Here is a 14267-nt window from a genome sequence, read left to right on the forward strand (position 1 = left end):
TCGGCGGGACCCGACCAAGCAACATTCGCCCGCCGGCCGGGAACGAGGTAACCCACGATCATGTTCGACAAGTCCTACCGCGACCGCCTCGAAGCTGATCTTGCGCGATGGGAGGCCGATGGCGTGATTGCGCCGGCGGCCGCCGCTGCGATCCGCAACGCGCTGCCGCCGCTACCAGCCGGCATCAACATCGCAATGGTTGTCGGCATCGTCGGCGGTCTGTTGATCGCGGCCGCGTTCCTTGCCTTCGTGGCGGCGCACTGGACCGAGATCGCGCGGCTGGTGCGGTTTGCGATCCTGCTCGCCGGCATGACCGCGACCTGTGCCCTCGGCGCCTGGTTCGCGACGACGGGCCGCACCATTCTCGCCGATCTTTGCGCCAGCATCGGCGCCATCATCTTCGGCGCCGGCATCGCGTTGGTTGGCCAGATGTATCATCTCGGCGAGGATTTTGCCGGCGGCATGCTGCTGTGGTCGATCGGCGCGTTCGCCGCCGCAGTGCTGACCGGCTCGCGCGGGGCGCTCGCGGTCGGTCTCGTCGCCGCCTGCATCTGGACCAGCATGCGCAGCTACGATGCGCCGGACCGGTTGCATCTTCCGTTCCTGGTGGCCTGGCTGTTCGCCGCCGGCCTCGCCTTCGCCTGGCATTCCCGCGTCGCCGCCCATCTCGTCGCGGTCGCGGTGCTGCCGTGGTGGATCGCCACCGCGCTGCGCTTCGAATTCGACGGAGCGCAACCGTCCTTCCTGCTCGCGAACGGGGCGGCCCTGCTGTTCGGCGCCGGGCTTGCGATCGCGGCGGCGCCATCGCCGCGGGCGCTGCGGCTCGGGTCGATCCTGTCGATCTACGGTGCGTTCTCGCTGGCCGCGGTCGCTGCCCTGGAGGTGGCGACGGTCGACGACATCATTCGCATTCGGACCAGCGCCATGTCCGCCCAGCCGCTCTGGGCGATCCTGTGCGGGGCCGCGGGGATGATCCTCGCCCTCGTCTCCGCGACGCTCACCAAGCGCACGGGTGAAATCCTCGCCGTATGCGCGATCGGGCTGGTGTTGCTCGCCGCGCCGATCTGGCCGGTCTCCACGGCCGGCGAGCCATGGCTCGCTTATGCCGCGCTGCTTTGCGCCATGCTAAGCCTCGTCGTGTCGGGCGTGCTCGATGGGGTGCGTCCGCGCATCGTCGCCGGCTGGCTCGGGATCGCCGGCGTCATCGCCGGCATCACCTGGGCGGTGAAGGGCTCGCTGCTCGGCCGCTCCGCGTTCCTGGCGGCGGCCGGCATCGTCGCGGTTGCCTTTGCAACCGCGCTCAATCGCGCACTGCTTAGGACGGCGCGGTGATGAAGATGATCGCATCCCTCTCCGAATTCCGGCAGCGCATCCCGAAAGCGGTGCTGTTCGGCATCGCCCTGCTGCTGCAATGCGCACTGCTGGTCCTGATGGTTGCCGACCGCATGCAGATCCTGCGCGAAGGCGTCGAGGTGACGCTGCAGACGCAGCCGGTCGATCCGCGCGATCTCCTGCGCGGCGATTATGTCGTGCTCCGCTACGACATCTCGCAGCTGCCGGCGGGGCCGCTCGCCGGCAAGCCGTCCGGGACGCGCAAGCCCGTCGTGTTCGTCAAGCTCGTGCCCAATGCCAGTGGGCTTTACGGCGCCGTCTCGGTGCATGCCGAGCCTGTGCCGGTCACCGCTCCCGAAATCCTGATCCGCGGCCGCGTCGGTTATTCCTGTGGTTCGACCAGCCCCATCTTCTGTGACAAGCTGACGATCAAATACGGCCTCGAAAGCTATTTCGTGCCGGAAGGCGAGGGCGGCAAGCTCGAGCAGGCCCGCAACCAGCAGAAGCTGCGGATCGTCGCCGCTGTGCTGCCCTCAGGCCGCGCCGCCATCAAGCGGCTGCTGCTCGACGGCGAGCCGGTGTACGAGGAGCCACTGTACTAGCGTCGGTTATCTTGCCGCCTTCAGCGCTCGCCGCAGCACGTCCCACACCAGAGGGTCATCCATCTGCGCCACGTTGAAACGCATGAAGTGCGAGGCCGTCTGCGACACGCTGAACACGTTGCCCGGCGCCAGCACGACGTTGTCCTCGAGTGCGGCGCGCGCGACCTGGGTGGCGTCCTGCCCGCCGGTGAGGCGGCACCACAGGAAGAATCCGCCGCGCGGCGTCAGCCAGGGTTCGACGCCGATTGCCCCAAGTTTTCGCGCGACATCGCGGCGTGTGCGCGTGAGCCTTTGCTGGAGCTCGTCCATGTGCTTGCGATAGCCGCCGCCGGCCAGCACCTTTGCGATGATCTCGGTCGCGACCGGGCTGGGGCCGCCGAAATTGGTCGCGACCTGGAGGTCGACGAGATGCTCGATCCAGTCGGCTCGCGCGGCGATGTAGCCGCAGCGCACCGAGGCCGACAGCGTCTTGGAGAAGCTGCCGATGCGGATCACGCGGGTGAGCCCGTCGAGCGCGGCCAGCCGCGGTGAGCGCTCCGGCTCGAAGTCGCCGAAGATGTCGTCCTCGATGATGGTGAGGTCGTGCGCGGCGGCCGCGGTCAAAAGCCGATGCGCGGCGGCAAGCGAGGGCGTCGCGCCGGTCGGATTGTGCAGCGCTGAATTGGTGATGTAGAGCCGCGGCCGCTCAGTGCCGAGGATCTGCTCGAAGCGCGCAACGTCCGGGCCCGACGGCGTGTAGGGCACACCGACGATCCGGGCCTGATGCGCCCGCAGCAGCGCGCGGAAATTGAAGTAGCAGGGATCGTCGACCAGCACCGTGTCGCCGGGACGGAGCAGGAAGCGGCAGATCAGGTCGGCGCCTTGCGTGCCCGAGCCCGTCAGCATGAGCTGATCGACGGACGCGTGAATCGAATCCTCGGCGAGCCGCGCCAGCAGCAGCCGGCGCAGGATGAGCCCGCCCCGCGTGCTGCCATAGTCGGTCAATAGATCCGCCTTGATCCGCGACAATGCACGGACGGCGCGGCGCAAGCCCGCCTCCGGCATCCAGCTCGCCGGCAGCCAGCCGCAACCGGGCTTCGGCACGGCAGCGTCGGCATCGAGCGATTGCCTGGAGACCCAGAACGGATCGACTTCCCGGTCGCGCCGCGGCTCGGCGTCAGCAAGGGCAAGCGGCGGCATGATCGTCGGCGAGACATAGAAGCCCGAGCCGCGACGGGCGCGGATCAGCCCTTCGGCGGCCAGGCGGTCATAGGCGTCCACCACCGTGGAGGGCGAGACGTTCATTGCTGCTGCGAGGCTGCGTATCGACGGCAGGCGGTCGCCGGCGCTGAGCGCGCGGCCGGCGACCTTGGCGCGGATCGCGCTCATCACGTCGATAGTGCGGGTGCCGCTGCGACCTCTGATGCGTGCCTCGCCGGCCAAGGTGTATTGCCTTTCATACCCATACAGTTTGGCCAGATTGTACTGGATTGTCCCTGGTCCCGCCACCGCCGGAGGCCCAGGGTCGCGACACAAAAGAATGGGACGAACATGCAATCGGCAGGCAGCGGCTGGGGCAACGGCCTTCTCGGCGTCATCATCTTCAGCGGCTCCCCGCCGGCGACGCGCGTTGCGGTCGGCGGCTTCTCTGCGCTGTTCCTGACGTCAGTGCGCGCGGTCATCGCCGCGCTGATCGGTCTTGCGGTGCTCGGCCTGCTCCGTCAGGCCCGGCCGAAGCACAAGGATCTCGCCTCCCTCGCCATCGTCGCCGTGGGCGTCGTGGTCGGCTTCCCCCTGTTGACGGCGCTCGCGCTCCAGCACATCACATCGGCGCATTCGATCGTCTTCATCGGCCTGCTGCCATTGTCGACGGCGATCTTCGCCGTGCTGCGCGGCGGCGAGCGGCCGCAGCCGCTGTTCTGGCTGTTTGCGATCCTCGGCAGCGCCACGGTGGCCGGCTTTGCCTTGTCCGGCGACGGCTCGGCCTCGCTCACCGGCGATCTCCTGATGGTCGCGGCAATCGTGCTGTGCGGCCTCGGCTATGCCGAAGGGGCGGCGCTGTCGCGCCGGCTCGGCGGCTGGCAGGTGATCTCCTGGGCGCTGCTGCTTGCACTGCCGCTGATGATCCCGATCGCAGTCTGGACCTGGCCGCCATCCTGGAGCGGCGTCAGCGTGCCCGCCTGGATCGGGCTCGCTTACGTCTCGATTTTCAGCATGTTCGTCGGCTTCATCTTCTGGTACCGCGGCCTTGCGCTCGGCGGCATTGCGCGCGTCGGCCAGTTGCAACAGCTCCAGCCGTTCTTCGGCCTCGCGCTCGCGGGCCTCTTGCTGGACGAGCCCGTCGCCTGGAGCATGATCGCCGCGACTGCGCTCGTCGTCGTCTGCGTCTTCTTCGCGCGCCGATTTGCGTAACCGTCGCCCTCGCTAGCTTTGTCTCCCGCGCGGCTGCGGCCTTTCGATCCCGGGGATTTGCGCGATCTGCTCGGCGAGGAAATCGACCAGCAGCCGCACCCGCGCGACGCCGGATCGCTCCGGCACGATCAGCATGTTGAGCGGAACCGGAGGCGGCGAATAATCCGCGAGCACACGTTCGAGCCTGCCGGCCGCGAGAAGATCGTCGACGAGCCAGAGATGCGTGGGCCCAATGCCGCGACCGGCCGCGAGCGCCTCGCGCGCCGCAAGCCCGTGGTCCACCCGCAATCGCCCGGCGAACGGCACCTCGTGGCGTCCGCCGCGGCGTCCTTGCAGGACGAGCACATCGCTGCCGGCGATGTTGGACATTCTGATTCCCTGGTGGCTTGCGAGGTCTTGCGGGCGGGCGGGCCTGCCGTGCTCGGCAAGATAGTCGGGGGCGGCGACGAGCATCCGCCGCGACAGCCCCAGGGATTTGAGCTTCATCGAGCTCTCGGCGAGCGGCCCGAGGCGGAGCGCGACATCGACACCCTCCCGCACGAGGTCAATCCGTTCGTCGGTCAGGCTGAGATCCACCGACACGTCGGGATAACGGTCCTGGAAGGCGAAGATGAAGCGGCTGACGTGGCGCACGCCGAAGGCCGCGGTGCAGGAGATCCGCACCATTCCGGCGGGCGCGCCGCGCGTGCTGCGCGCCTCATCGCCGGCCTGCTCGACCAGGCGCAGGATCTGCACGCAGTCGGCATAGTAGCGGCGACCCTCGTCCGTCATCGTCACGCTGCGCGTGGTTCGCGTGAGCAGCGGCACGCCGACGGCGTGCTCCAGCTCCCTGATGTGCCGTGTCACCGTCGACTGGCCAAATCCAAGCTCGCGCGCGACGGCCGACAGGCTTCCCCGCTCGGCGACCCGCACGAAGCTGCGCATGCGCTCGAGGCTGACTTCCGATTTATCCATTTTTCGGCACAATTCTATTCATTGCCGACATCTACCGGATCGCGGGCCGACGCGCTACCTGCGTGACACCCTCAACGAATGGTGCCGATCATGAAAGTGCTGATTGTCTTTGCTCATCCCGAGCAGCGTTCGCTCAACGGCGCGCTGCGCGATGTTGCCGTCAGAGAGCTCGAGGCCCAGGGCCACGAGGTGCGGGTGTCGGACCTTTATGCCCAAGGCTGGAAGCCGGACGTCGATCGCGCCGACTTCCCGTCGCTGCCAGCGGACGCGCGGCTCGCGCCCGCCGCTGCATCCAAGCAAGCCTTCGAAGCCGGCACACTCACCCCTGACGTGACGCGCGAGATCGGGCAGCTGTTGTGGGCGGACATGCTGATTCTGCAGTTCCCACTGTGGTGGTTCAGCATGCCGGCGATCCTCAAGGGCTGGGTCGATCGCGTGTTTGCCTACGGCTTCGCCTATGGTGTCGGCGAGCACAGTGACAAGCGATGGGGCGACCGCTACGGCGAGGGCAAATTAGCCGGCAAACGCGCGATGCTGATCGTCACAGCCGGCGGCTGGCAGGAGCATTATTCGGCCCGCGGGATCAACGGCCCGATCGACGACCTGCTGTTTCCGATCCAGCACGGCATCCTCTATTACCCGGGATATGACGTCCTTCCGCCGTTCGTCGTCTACAAGGCCGACAAGCTCGACGAAGCCGGTTTCGATGCGATCGCCGAACGTCTGCGGGAGAGGATGAGAACGCTTGCGACGGCCTCGCGCATTCCCTATCGGCGCCAAAACGGCGGCGACTACCTGATTCCGAGCATGCAGCTCCGCGCCGGGCTTGAGCCTCCCGAGGCGAGCGGCTTCGCGATTCATCTCGGGCCTGCCGAGGCGGCCATCTCCAGGCCGTCGCCGCCAGATGTCCGCGCCGCAGCAGCGTCAGCGCACGGACTGCCGAAGCAGGCCGGCGGCAGCGCGCGAGATTGACGCTTCGCGCGCGTCCATCGACGTGCGAGCCGTGAACGAGCTCACTCCATCACCGTCTTCGTCAGCGTCGAGCGCGCGAATTTCTTCAGTGGCATCGGCTTGCCGAAGAGGAAGCCCTGCACGAAGTCGAAGCCGAGTTCGTTTGCCACGACGAGGTCGGCGCGGCTCTCGACCCCTTGCGCCACCGCGTGCGCCCCATAACCCTGCGCGAGCTCGACGATGTGGCGGCACACCGTGCGCTTGAGCCGATCATTGCCGCTGCCGGTGACGAACTGCCGGTCCGCCTTCAGCTTCACGAATGGAATCCTGCCCAGCTCCATCAGCGACGGCCAGTTGGCGCCGAGATTGTCGATCGAGAGGCCGATATTGTGCAGGCCGACCTCGCGCGCGACCTCGGTCAGGAGATCGAGGTCGCGGATCGCCTCCTCGCTGTCGATCTCGACCGTCAGCCCGCCGAAGGCCGGATGCGTCGGCACGCGGCGGCAGAGATCGCGCACCGCCTGCGGTTCCCTGAGATAGGAAGCGGGCAGATTGATCGACAGATCGACCGGGCTTTGTTGTTCCAGAAGATAGTGCCAGTCCTGCATGGCGCGGTCGATCACGAATTCCGAGAGAGCGCGCAGATGCGGATCGTGCGGCTCCGAAATGAAATAGGCCGGCGGCACGACGCCCCAGGTCGGATGCCGCATCCGCACCAGCGCCTCGGCGCCGCTGCGGACCAGCGTGCGTGCGTCGATCTTCGACTGGTACCACAGCTCCAGCCAGCCGGCATGCAAGGCTTCGCCGACATGTACGGCCGGGCTTGGCGCCGGCTCCTCCGGCAGCAGCATCGCGACACGCTCGCGCAGCGTCTCCGCGGCAAAGGGCGTGGTCAGCGGCGGCAGCATGGCAAGGCCATATTCCTCGCCGACCTGCCGCACCGCCCTGACGATGATCGATTCGCGGGCGCCGACCGCCAGCACCTTTCCCGCAAAGGCCTCGCGCACCAAGATCTCCAGGAACCGCCCCGGCTCGATGCCGTCGGTGGCCACGCCGAGCAGGATCAGATCCGGCAATTCGCTGGCGAGCACGGTCTGCAGCTCGTCCGCGCTGGCGCATTCGCTGGTGACGAATCCGAGGTCCTCGAGCACTTCGCTGAGGAAAGCGCGCAAGTGACGCTTGCTGTCGGCCACGCAGGCGCGCGGCATCACCTTTCGCCGTCCGAAGGTCACAGGCCTTCGTCCGACGAGTTCAACCATCCCATCGTTCATCGTACACCACTCCCGTTCCGTGACGGTTTCTTAAACGCCGAGCGTGGGTTCAAATAAGGAGAGCTTCACATCGTTCTTGAATTATTTGAGTAACGTTAAACCCTGCAACTCGAGCTAATTTGTCGACAGATTCTTCGAAAAGAATTCGCATACCGGAGCACCGCATGCCCAACGACTGCCAGCGCATGCGGAATTTCTCTCGCGCGATATCGCGTGTGTGCTGCTCGCCGCCGAATCCAGGCGGCAATGAAGTCATGTGCCCTTTCGGCGCAACGGCGGAGTCTTAGAGGATTAATTGCCGGAGGCGTTTTCTGGGGTGTGCGACCGATCGTGCGCGACGAAGGCGGTGAACGGGAGCCGAATCGACCGTGGTGGGTGTGGCCGTATCGCGGCGGACGTGCCTTACGCGATTTCGCTTCTCGCGCGATGCGCGTGAAGTTCCGTTTTCGCTCGCGACAGTTTTGCGACAACGCGAACAAGGCCCGCGGGTACGAATGTGAAGCGCATCACACGCCGATTGCTGCACCTGCGCTAATGCTCGGCACGGCCGGTGGAGGGCTGTCGAGGATTTGCGACAATGACGACGCGGCGGTTGATCTATTGGTGGTTCAGGATCGTGATGTCAGGGCGATTTCTCGATCGCTTCCTGTGCCTGCCGCGCGCACGCTAGTGTTTCCGCATGATTTTTCCGGGAGAACCGCTTCGCACTTTTGCGGATCATGCTTTAGGCGGGTTGCGCGATGTCAGGTCTGCCCGATCAATTTGCGAAACGCCGCCGCGCCATCCTGCATCGCGTCGCGTCCCTTCCAGGCCAGATAGGTCAGCTTGCCGCCGAGCGTGTCGTGGCTGCGCAGCCGGCGTGAGCCGAGAATATGGCCGACATTGGCAGGGAAGCGGCTCACCTCGGCTGACACCAGTGCCGCGATCGCGTCCATCAATTGCTGAAGGCGGATGCCCCATTCGCATTGTTCGATGCCGTCGATGCGCACCTTGAGCGCGTATTCGGTGTCGTAGATCTCGGTGAGAAGGTCGCGGGCGATGAGCACCCGGTTATGCCGGAGCGCGATGCGAAGCGCGAGACGCTTGTCGTCGAGCCGGTCGAGCACCATGTGAACGACGCAAGCATAGGGCGTGGCGGCGACATCAGTGGCGCTCTTGCTGGCGGCAGCCTTGGTGGCGAGGCGCGCCAACTGCCAGGACGTCGTCAGGCGCCGCGCCACCAGCGCCAGCGCGTAAGGTAGCGCCTCGGGATGCGTCTTCTTGAAGGCGTCAAGTTGCGTGGTGATCTGAGCTACCCGGCTGTCGTCGAACTTCGCGATCTTCTCGGGCAGCTTTTCGTTGAATTTCGCCAACGCATCGCCGGCGCGCAGCACCTGCAGCATCTTCTTGACATCGTCGAAGGCGCTGCGTGACGCCGTGTACTGCGCGAGCTTGCCGCGCGCGAATTCGGTGCTCTCCGCCGACGCGAAGGTGCTCTCGAGAACCTTGACGACCTTGGTCTGGAAGGTCGACGCGATCTTCAGGACTTCCTTGGGGTTGTTGGCGGCGACCTGGTCGTTGATCGCCTTGATGTAATCGCGTGCCATCGTCGGCAGCAGGTCGCGGCAGATCCACTCCCAGATCGGCGTCAGGGTGTTGCGCGAGATCCGCCCCAGATTGGCGTGCTCGGGCGCACCGTCGATGAGGAGCAGCTCGAGCGGCGCGAAGAAATAGCGCGAAGGGCTGGTGGCGCGCGCCTGGGTCGATCCGTCCTTGCGAAATTCGGCGCGCAGGCGGGCCTGGATGTCGGCCGAGCCCGGCATGTCGATGCCGCACAGCTCGAGCCGCTCGAGCTCGCTGAGCAAACAGCTCCGCGACAGCGGCGTCAGCCTCTGCAAGAATTCCGACAGCCGATCGATCTCGTTCATGGCACGCAATCTTTCGCAGCGTTTCCCGCGGGCGTGCGGGCTCAATGCGTGGAGGCATTTGCGCGCTCTCAACCTCGCCAAGAGAAGCAAGTCGCCGTTAATTATTCCGTAAAAATCGGGGGGGCGCCGTCCGGCGAAAGCGGCGGTTAAGGAGTTTTCCGCCCATTCGCCCAGGATTTCGGCTGGAAACGCAACCGTTGCATGGTCGCGCGCGGCCATGCGCAAGCACAAATTGTGCCGGCGTCGCCATTTTAGCGCAAAACCGCCAAAATCACCGTAGTCTTACGGAGCAAAAAGTTAACCACAGATCGCCCCGGGTTCCGCTAAATGAGTGACATGGGGTCACAGAATGATACGGCCGCCGATTCGAGGCCGTCGGAATGGTACGAAAGCAGCGCGGCTCCAACTGAAGAGCTCGATTTCGTCCGTCTGAGCGCCGCCCGGGCCAAGGCGGCCGACGAAATGGCGGCTGCCATTGCCCGCGAGCTCAACGGCCCCCTCACTGCGCTCCTGCTCTACATGGGCGAGATCAAGCATCACAGCGATCAGCTTGCGCCCGTCACCGGCGACCGTGCCTATCTGCAGCGGGTGGTCGAAAATGCGCTGGCACAGACCGAGCGCGTCTGCGGCCTGGTCAAGCAGCTTGCCGGCCCTCAAAAGGGTGGCCTGCCGATTCCATCCAGCGTCGAGGACTCGGACGCTAAGGCTGTGCGCGCGCAGCAAGCCCAGCGCGTGCCGAATGCCGAACTTCCCGGCCCGTCGGGCCAGAAGCGCCTGACCAAGCGCGAGCGCGAGGTGCTGAGGCTGATCAGCGAAGGCTACTCGAACAAGCAGGGCGCGCTTCGGATGCAGATCAGTCCGCGCACGTTCGAGAGCCATCGAGCCGAGGCGATGCGCAAGCTTGGCGCGCGCAACACCGCGGACCTCGTCCGTGCGGCGCTGCTGCATTCAATCGATTGAGGCTGGCGTGTTGCATCGCCGGCAGGCGATGCAGACACGACCCGGGCTATCTCTCGAGATGTCTTAAGACCCGATCGCGCTCAGAAATAGTCTTCGGCGAAGGGACGCACGCGCGAGGCGGGCCGCAGCGGCTTGATCTCTTGCTTCGGCCCGTTCGGGATGATCGTGATGGTCCAGCGGGGAGGCATGCTCGATTCCTGCTCCAGCACCGAACGCACGAAGCCGGTCACCGTCGAATCGCCCGCCTTCACCGTCGCCATCCGGCCGTTGAACTGAGCGATGCGGAAGCGGCGAACCTCTTTCTGGTCCGCGGTCTCGTAGGTGAACATGGAAACCCTCCTGGTTTCCCGGGACTATCGCCACCTATGATTAGCCATCTCTAAAAATCCCACGCCGTAGAAGTACGGCGGGAATGCACGCGCGCGCGGTTAGCCCCGCGGCTCCTGTGTGCGTGCGGCGGCATAGGCGGCATCCATCCGGTCCAGAAGCTCGCGGAATTCGACATCGCCAAGCTTCTCCGCGGTCTTCTCGAGCGTCAGCGCCAGTGCCGCGAGTCTGACATAGCCGAAGCTTCCGGCCGCGCTCTTCAGCGAATGCGCTTCGCGCGCGATCCTGACGTGGTGCTGCGCGAGCGCGAGCGTGCGGAACAGTTGCAGGCGCGCGCAGGTCTCGCTCCAGAACACCTCGCGCACTTCACGGGCACCGTCCTCGCCGATCTCGCGTACCAGCGCTTCGTAAGCGCGCGGCTCGCGCGCGGGCTCGTCATCGAGCGCCTTCTGCGCGGGCGCGAGGGGAGCTTCAAACATGGCCTTGCTGCCTTGATCACGGTCGTTCGTCGCGCGGCACGTCCAGGTGCGCGAGCACGTCCCGTCTCTACGGCATTCGAATTTCAGTTCCGGTAGCAGGACGTCGGGTGTTTGTACGTCGGCATTAGCCAGCGATTTACCATGCGAGCGCTGCGGTCAGCGCGCGCCGAGCAGCCGGTCGTACTGGGCCTTCACCGTGGCGTAGCATTCGCACGCCGTCTGGCGCAGGCCGTCGAGATTGACGATCTGGATGTGTCCGCGGCTGTAATGGATGAAATTGGCCTGTTGCAAGGTGTTGGCGACCAGCGACACGCTGTTGCGCCGCGCCCCGATCATCTGCGCCATGGCCTCCTGGGTCAACAGCAGCCGGTAGTCGCCCGACAGGTCATGCGTGTGCAACAGGCAGCGCGACAGCCGCGACTCCACCGGATGGGCGGCGTTGCACCCTGCGGTTTGCTGAACCTGGGCGTAGACTGCGAGCCCATGGCGCGTCAGCAACGTGCGCAGGGTGCTGCTCTGGTCGGCGGCCATCTGCAGCCGGTCGAGATCCATCACCGACGCGAGGCCTGGAACCAGCACGATGGCGGTGTTCAACGCGCATGCATCGCCCAAGGTCGAGAGCGCCCCGAGCAGGCTGTCACGGCCGATCATGGCGACCTGCACATGCTCGCCCTTGGCGAGTTTCACCACCAGCGAGATCACGCCGCGGTGGGGAAAATAGGCGCGCCTCAGCGTCTCGCCGGTCTCGACCAGCACCGCGTCATGAGGCAGATCGGCCGTTCGCAGGTGCGGGCGGAGCAGTTCATAATCGTCTGCCGGCAGTGCGGACAGGAAACCGTTGGATGGGCGCACCATCGTTTCCAAAGCTGCCTCCCGTTTCCCGTAGGATCGAAGCGCTATAGGCCAAATCGCGTCCCGCGCGGGCAGGTTCCATCATGTTCACGTCGGGATATATTGGCAATTGGGACAAGTTGTCCCGACTGAGCAATCTTTCCCGCGCCACTGCATGCATGCCAGTACACAGTCGATTGCGCCGAGCGCTCCTCATGGCAGGGCTTCCGCCAGGCGCAGGTGGTGGGCCTTCACCACCGAATAGCAATCGCAAGAGGTCATCTCCAGGGCCGGCAGATCGACGATTTCGATCTGGCCCCGGCTGTAATGGATGATGCCCGCCCGCTGCAGCGCGTGCGCGACCAGCGAGACGGCATTGCGCCGCACGCCGATCATCTGCGCCAGCGCCTCCTGGGTGAGCGGCAGGATCTCACTGTCGGACAGATCGTGCGCGCGCAGCAGCCAGCGCGCAAGCCGCGCCTCGACCGGGTGCAGCGTATTGCAGAGCAGCGATTGCTGCGCATGTGCGAGCAGGGCCTGCTCATGCCGGGCCATCTGCTTGCGAAACGACGCGCTTGTTGCAGCGACCGCACGGAAGGCCGCGATTTCAAGGACCGAAGCCGTCCCGGGGAATAGCACGACCGCGTCCGTCAGCGCGATGCCGTCGGCAAGCGCCGCGCCGGCGCCTACGACGCTGTCGCGGCCGAGCATTGCAACCTCGATCATCTGTCCTTCCGACAGGCTCACGGTGATCGAAACGGCCCCGCCATGCGGCAAGTACACGTATCTGAGCGCAGCCCCCGCCTCTGCCAAGACAGATTTCCTGACCATTTCGACCGTCAAAAGATGCGGACGCAGGAGATCGAAATCCGCCGCGTCGAGCAATTGCAGGAGCTGATTGGGCGGGCGGCCGCTAGCGGTCATACAGGTCGGTCCGACGGGTTCGATGGACGATCGGCGCGGCGTCCGTTCGTCGTTCAGCTGCGCGACGAGTAAATACTATAGTAAAGGTTGTGGCGACGTCCATATACCCGTTAGGAGGCAGACAGGCTGTCGCATTTGCGGCGGAAATAGGCGCAGCGCTGATTCGCTGACGCGTGGGCGCGCATCCTGCAAGGACATGCAGGAAAAAGCGGTAAGGGGGCCTTCATGAGCCGGAAGCGTGGCATCCGTGCTGCCATCGGACGCCGGTCGAGCCGTGTCGTCGCGTCCGTGGGACGAGCGCTTGCAGTTGTCCAACATAGCCCTGAATCTTGGCGCCCGATGACCGCGGATCTCATCTCCGTCGTCTCCGTTTTCATCGGACCGCCAGAGACGTTTGCGATCATTCCCCTCTTGATTGAAAGCAAAGGAGCAAGGCGTGCCCCACGGTTCAATTATTGAATCGCCGAAACAGGAAACTCATACGGGGACCGAAAGTCTACGCCATATTCTCGTTGTCGACGACGACCCGATGGTGTGCATGGCCATCGAGGTCTATCTTCAGCGGAACAATTTTCGCGTGACGATTGCCGAGGGAGGTGAAGCGGGGCTGCGTGCCCTTGAACAGGAACAGTTCGATCTCATGATCATCGACATCTTCATGCCGCACATGCGCGGGTTCGAATCCATCCGGATCTTCCACGAGCGCGCGCCAGTCGTTCCGCTCATCGCGATGTCCGGCTACGCCTTTGCGAATTTGAATTCGCCCGCGCCTGATTTCCTGCGGATGGCACTGGAGCTCGGTGCCGCACGCTGTCTGCGCAAGCCGTTCACGCCGCATGCGCTGCTCGCCGCCGTCAACGATTGCCTGGCAGAGCATCGTCCCGACGGCGACATTGCCTCGGCTGCGCGATTCGGTTAGCGCGCCGCGGGCCGCCATGGTCGCGAGGTAACCGTTCGTTTACCGCATATGCGGACCTTGCGGATCGCGGCGGCAAGGCGAAATGAGCGCCGCGGGTCCGCCCTCGATCGCGGGCGGCTCGGTTCAATGTCCCGCAGCCCGCGCCCATCGTCCTTCGCGGGCAGGACTTTCCCGCTCGCCACGTCCCGCCGTTATCGGGCCATTCACCTCACGCCTGCGTGCTGCCGCGACGCTGAGACGGCTTTGCCGAAAAGTGCTGCTTCATGCCGTCAAACCGCAAACTTCTCTTCAATATCCGTATTAGCACGGAGGATGAAATTAACGGGACTGTGAAAGGGGATGTCTAACGATCGAGAAGAGGGCTTCCGTCCGCGCCAAGGGTGGCTCAGGCGTCGAAGTCCAGGGTCAGGTCAGTAAGG

At 65.3% G+C, this 14267-nt stretch carries 14 protein-coding genes; 6 read left to right on the top strand and 8 right to left on the bottom strand.

Features of this window, described 5'->3' with window-relative positions; genetic code table 11:
• The first annotated feature begins 60 nt into the window (after positions 1-60).
• Positions 61-1332 carry a DUF2157 domain-containing protein gene (locus X268_RS33960; RefSeq protein ID WP_128928986.1) on the top strand — a complete coding sequence of 424 codons (1272 nt, stop codon included), beginning with the start codon at positions 61-63 and terminating at the stop codon, positions 1330-1332.
• Positions 1332-1934 carry a GDYXXLXY domain-containing protein gene (locus X268_RS33965; RefSeq protein ID WP_430648244.1) on the top strand — a complete coding sequence of 201 codons (603 nt, stop codon included), beginning with the start codon at positions 1332-1334 and terminating at the stop codon, positions 1932-1934. Before X268_RS33960 ends, X268_RS33965 begins: the two co-directional genes overlap by 1 nt.
• 6 nt (positions 1935-1940) lie before the next feature.
• Here the strand turns inward: X268_RS33965 and X268_RS33970 are convergent, their stop codons facing one another.
• Complete coding sequence (locus tag X268_RS33970) at positions 1941-3302, bottom strand: aminotransferase-like domain-containing protein (RefSeq protein ID WP_164938215.1); 1362 nt, start codon at positions 3300-3302, stop codon at positions 1941-1943.
• Between the two features lie 162 nt (positions 3303-3464).
• Here X268_RS33970 and X268_RS33975 point away from each other — a divergent pair, with 162 nt between their 5' ends.
• Positions 3465-4325 carry a DMT family transporter gene (locus X268_RS33975; RefSeq protein WP_128928989.1) on the top strand — a complete coding sequence of 287 codons (861 nt, stop codon included), beginning with the start codon at positions 3465-3467 and terminating at the stop codon, positions 4323-4325.
• 12 nt (positions 4326-4337) lie between these two features.
• On the opposite strand, the gene X268_RS33980 is transcribed toward X268_RS33975, so the two are convergent.
• Positions 4338-5279: a LysR family transcriptional regulator gene (locus X268_RS33980; RefSeq protein WP_128928990.1), complete on the bottom strand. Its 942-nt coding sequence runs from the start codon at positions 5277-5279 to the stop codon at positions 4338-4340.
• A gap of 90 nt (positions 5280-5369) precedes the next feature.
• Between X268_RS33980 and X268_RS33985 the strand changes: the two genes are divergently transcribed.
• Positions 5370-6251, top strand: a complete 882-nt coding sequence (locus X268_RS33985; protein ID WP_128929470.1) for an NAD(P)H-dependent oxidoreductase — start codon at positions 5370-5372, stop codon at positions 6249-6251.
• Positions 6252-6292: 41 nt separating this feature from the next.
• On the opposite strand, the gene X268_RS33990 is transcribed toward X268_RS33985, so the two are convergent.
• Both X268_RS33990 and X268_RS33995 read right to left on the bottom strand, forming a co-directional pair.
• On the bottom strand, positions 6293-7501 hold the full coding sequence (locus tag X268_RS33990) for an EAL domain-containing response regulator (protein ID WP_128928991.1): 1209 nt from the start codon (positions 7499-7501) through the stop codon (positions 6293-6295).
• Between the two features lie 743 nt (positions 7502-8244).
• Positions 8245-9408: a hypothetical protein gene (locus tag X268_RS33995; RefSeq protein WP_128928992.1), complete on the bottom strand. Its 1164-nt coding sequence runs from the start codon at positions 9406-9408 to the stop codon at positions 8245-8247.
• 336 nt (positions 9409-9744) lie between these two features.
• Here X268_RS33995 and X268_RS34000 point away from each other — a divergent pair, with 336 nt between their 5' ends.
• Positions 9745-10368 carry a helix-turn-helix domain-containing protein gene (locus tag X268_RS34000; protein ID WP_128928993.1) on the top strand — a complete coding sequence of 208 codons (624 nt, stop codon included), beginning with the start codon at positions 9745-9747 and terminating at the stop codon, positions 10366-10368.
• A gap of 80 nt (positions 10369-10448) precedes the next feature.
• On the opposite strand, the gene X268_RS34005 is transcribed toward X268_RS34000, so the two are convergent.
• The 4 genes from X268_RS34005 to X268_RS34020 all read right to left on the bottom strand — a co-directional run bounded on the left by X268_RS34005 (position 10449) and on the right by X268_RS34020 (position 12929).
• Positions 10449-10697 (bottom strand): hypothetical protein, encoded by a 249-nt coding sequence (locus X268_RS34005; protein WP_128928994.1) that lies wholly within the window; start codon positions 10695-10697, stop codon positions 10449-10451.
• A gap of 99 nt (positions 10698-10796) precedes the next feature.
• Positions 10797-11174, bottom strand: a complete 378-nt coding sequence (locus tag X268_RS34010) for an Hpt domain-containing protein (RefSeq protein WP_128928995.1) — start codon at positions 11172-11174, stop codon at positions 10797-10799.
• A gap of 156 nt (positions 11175-11330) precedes the next feature.
• Positions 11331-12029: a Crp/Fnr family transcriptional regulator gene (locus X268_RS34015; protein ID WP_208764407.1), complete on the bottom strand. Its 699-nt coding sequence runs from the start codon at positions 12027-12029 to the stop codon at positions 11331-11333.
• A 189-nt stretch (positions 12030-12218) separates the two neighbouring features.
• Positions 12219-12929, bottom strand: a complete 711-nt coding sequence (locus tag X268_RS34020) for a Crp/Fnr family transcriptional regulator (protein ID WP_128928997.1) — start codon at positions 12927-12929, stop codon at positions 12219-12221.
• Positions 12930-13365: 436 nt separating this feature from the next.
• On the opposite strand from X268_RS34020, the gene X268_RS34025 reads away from it, so the two are divergent.
• Positions 13366-13848, top strand: a complete 483-nt coding sequence (locus X268_RS34025) for a response regulator (protein WP_128928998.1) — start codon at positions 13366-13368, stop codon at positions 13846-13848.
• The last annotated feature ends 419 nt before the right edge of the window (positions 13849-14267 follow it).

Origin of the sequence: Bradyrhizobium guangxiense (assembly GCF_004114915.1) — a bacterium.
Lineage (GTDB): Bacteria > Pseudomonadota > Alphaproteobacteria > Rhizobiales > Xanthobacteraceae > Bradyrhizobium > Bradyrhizobium guangxiense.

Bases quoted from the DNA above. Each gene is read 5' to 3' on its own strand.
- X268_RS34000 (WP_128928993.1), top strand. From the start codon at position 9,745: ATGGGGTCACAGAATGATACGGCCGCCGATTCGAGGCCGTCGGAATGG.
- X268_RS33965 (WP_430648244.1), top strand. From the start codon at position 1,332: ATGAAGATGATCGCATCCCTCTCCGAATTCCGGCAGCGCATCCCGAAA.
- X268_RS33975 (WP_128928989.1), top strand. From the start codon at position 3,465: ATGCAATCGGCAGGCAGCGGCTGGGGCAACGGCCTTCTCGGCGTCATC.
- X268_RS33970 (WP_164938215.1), bottom strand. From the start codon at position 3,302: ATGAGCGCGATCCGCGCCAAGGTCGCCGGCCGCGCGCTCAGCGCCGGC.
- X268_RS33980 (WP_128928990.1), bottom strand. From the start codon at position 5,279: ATGGATAAATCGGAAGTCAGCCTCGAGCGCATGCGCAGCTTCGTGCGG.
- X268_RS33985 (WP_128929470.1), top strand. From the start codon at position 5,370: ATGAAAGTGCTGATTGTCTTTGCTCATCCCGAGCAGCGTTCGCTCAAC.
- X268_RS34005 (WP_128928994.1), bottom strand. From the start codon at position 10,697: ATGTTCACCTACGAGACCGCGGACCAGAAAGAGGTTCGCCGCTTCCGC.
- X268_RS34020 (WP_128928997.1), bottom strand. From the start codon at position 12,929: ATGACCGCTAGCGGCCGCCCGCCCAATCAGCTCCTGCAATTGCTCGAC.
- X268_RS34010 (WP_128928995.1), bottom strand. From the start codon at position 11,174: ATGTTTGAAGCTCCCCTCGCGCCCGCGCAGAAGGCGCTCGATGACGAG.
- X268_RS33990 (WP_128928991.1), bottom strand. From the start codon at position 7,501: ATGAACGATGGGATGGTTGAACTCGTCGGACGAAGGCCTGTGACCTTC.
- X268_RS33960 (WP_128928986.1), top strand. From the start codon at position 61: ATGTTCGACAAGTCCTACCGCGACCGCCTCGAAGCTGATCTTGCGCGA.
- X268_RS34015 (WP_208764407.1), bottom strand. From the start codon at position 12,029: ATGGTGCGCCCATCCAACGGTTTCCTGTCCGCACTGCCGGCAGACGAT.
- X268_RS33995 (WP_128928992.1), bottom strand. From the start codon at position 9,408: ATGAACGAGATCGATCGGCTGTCGGAATTCTTGCAGAGGCTGACGCCG.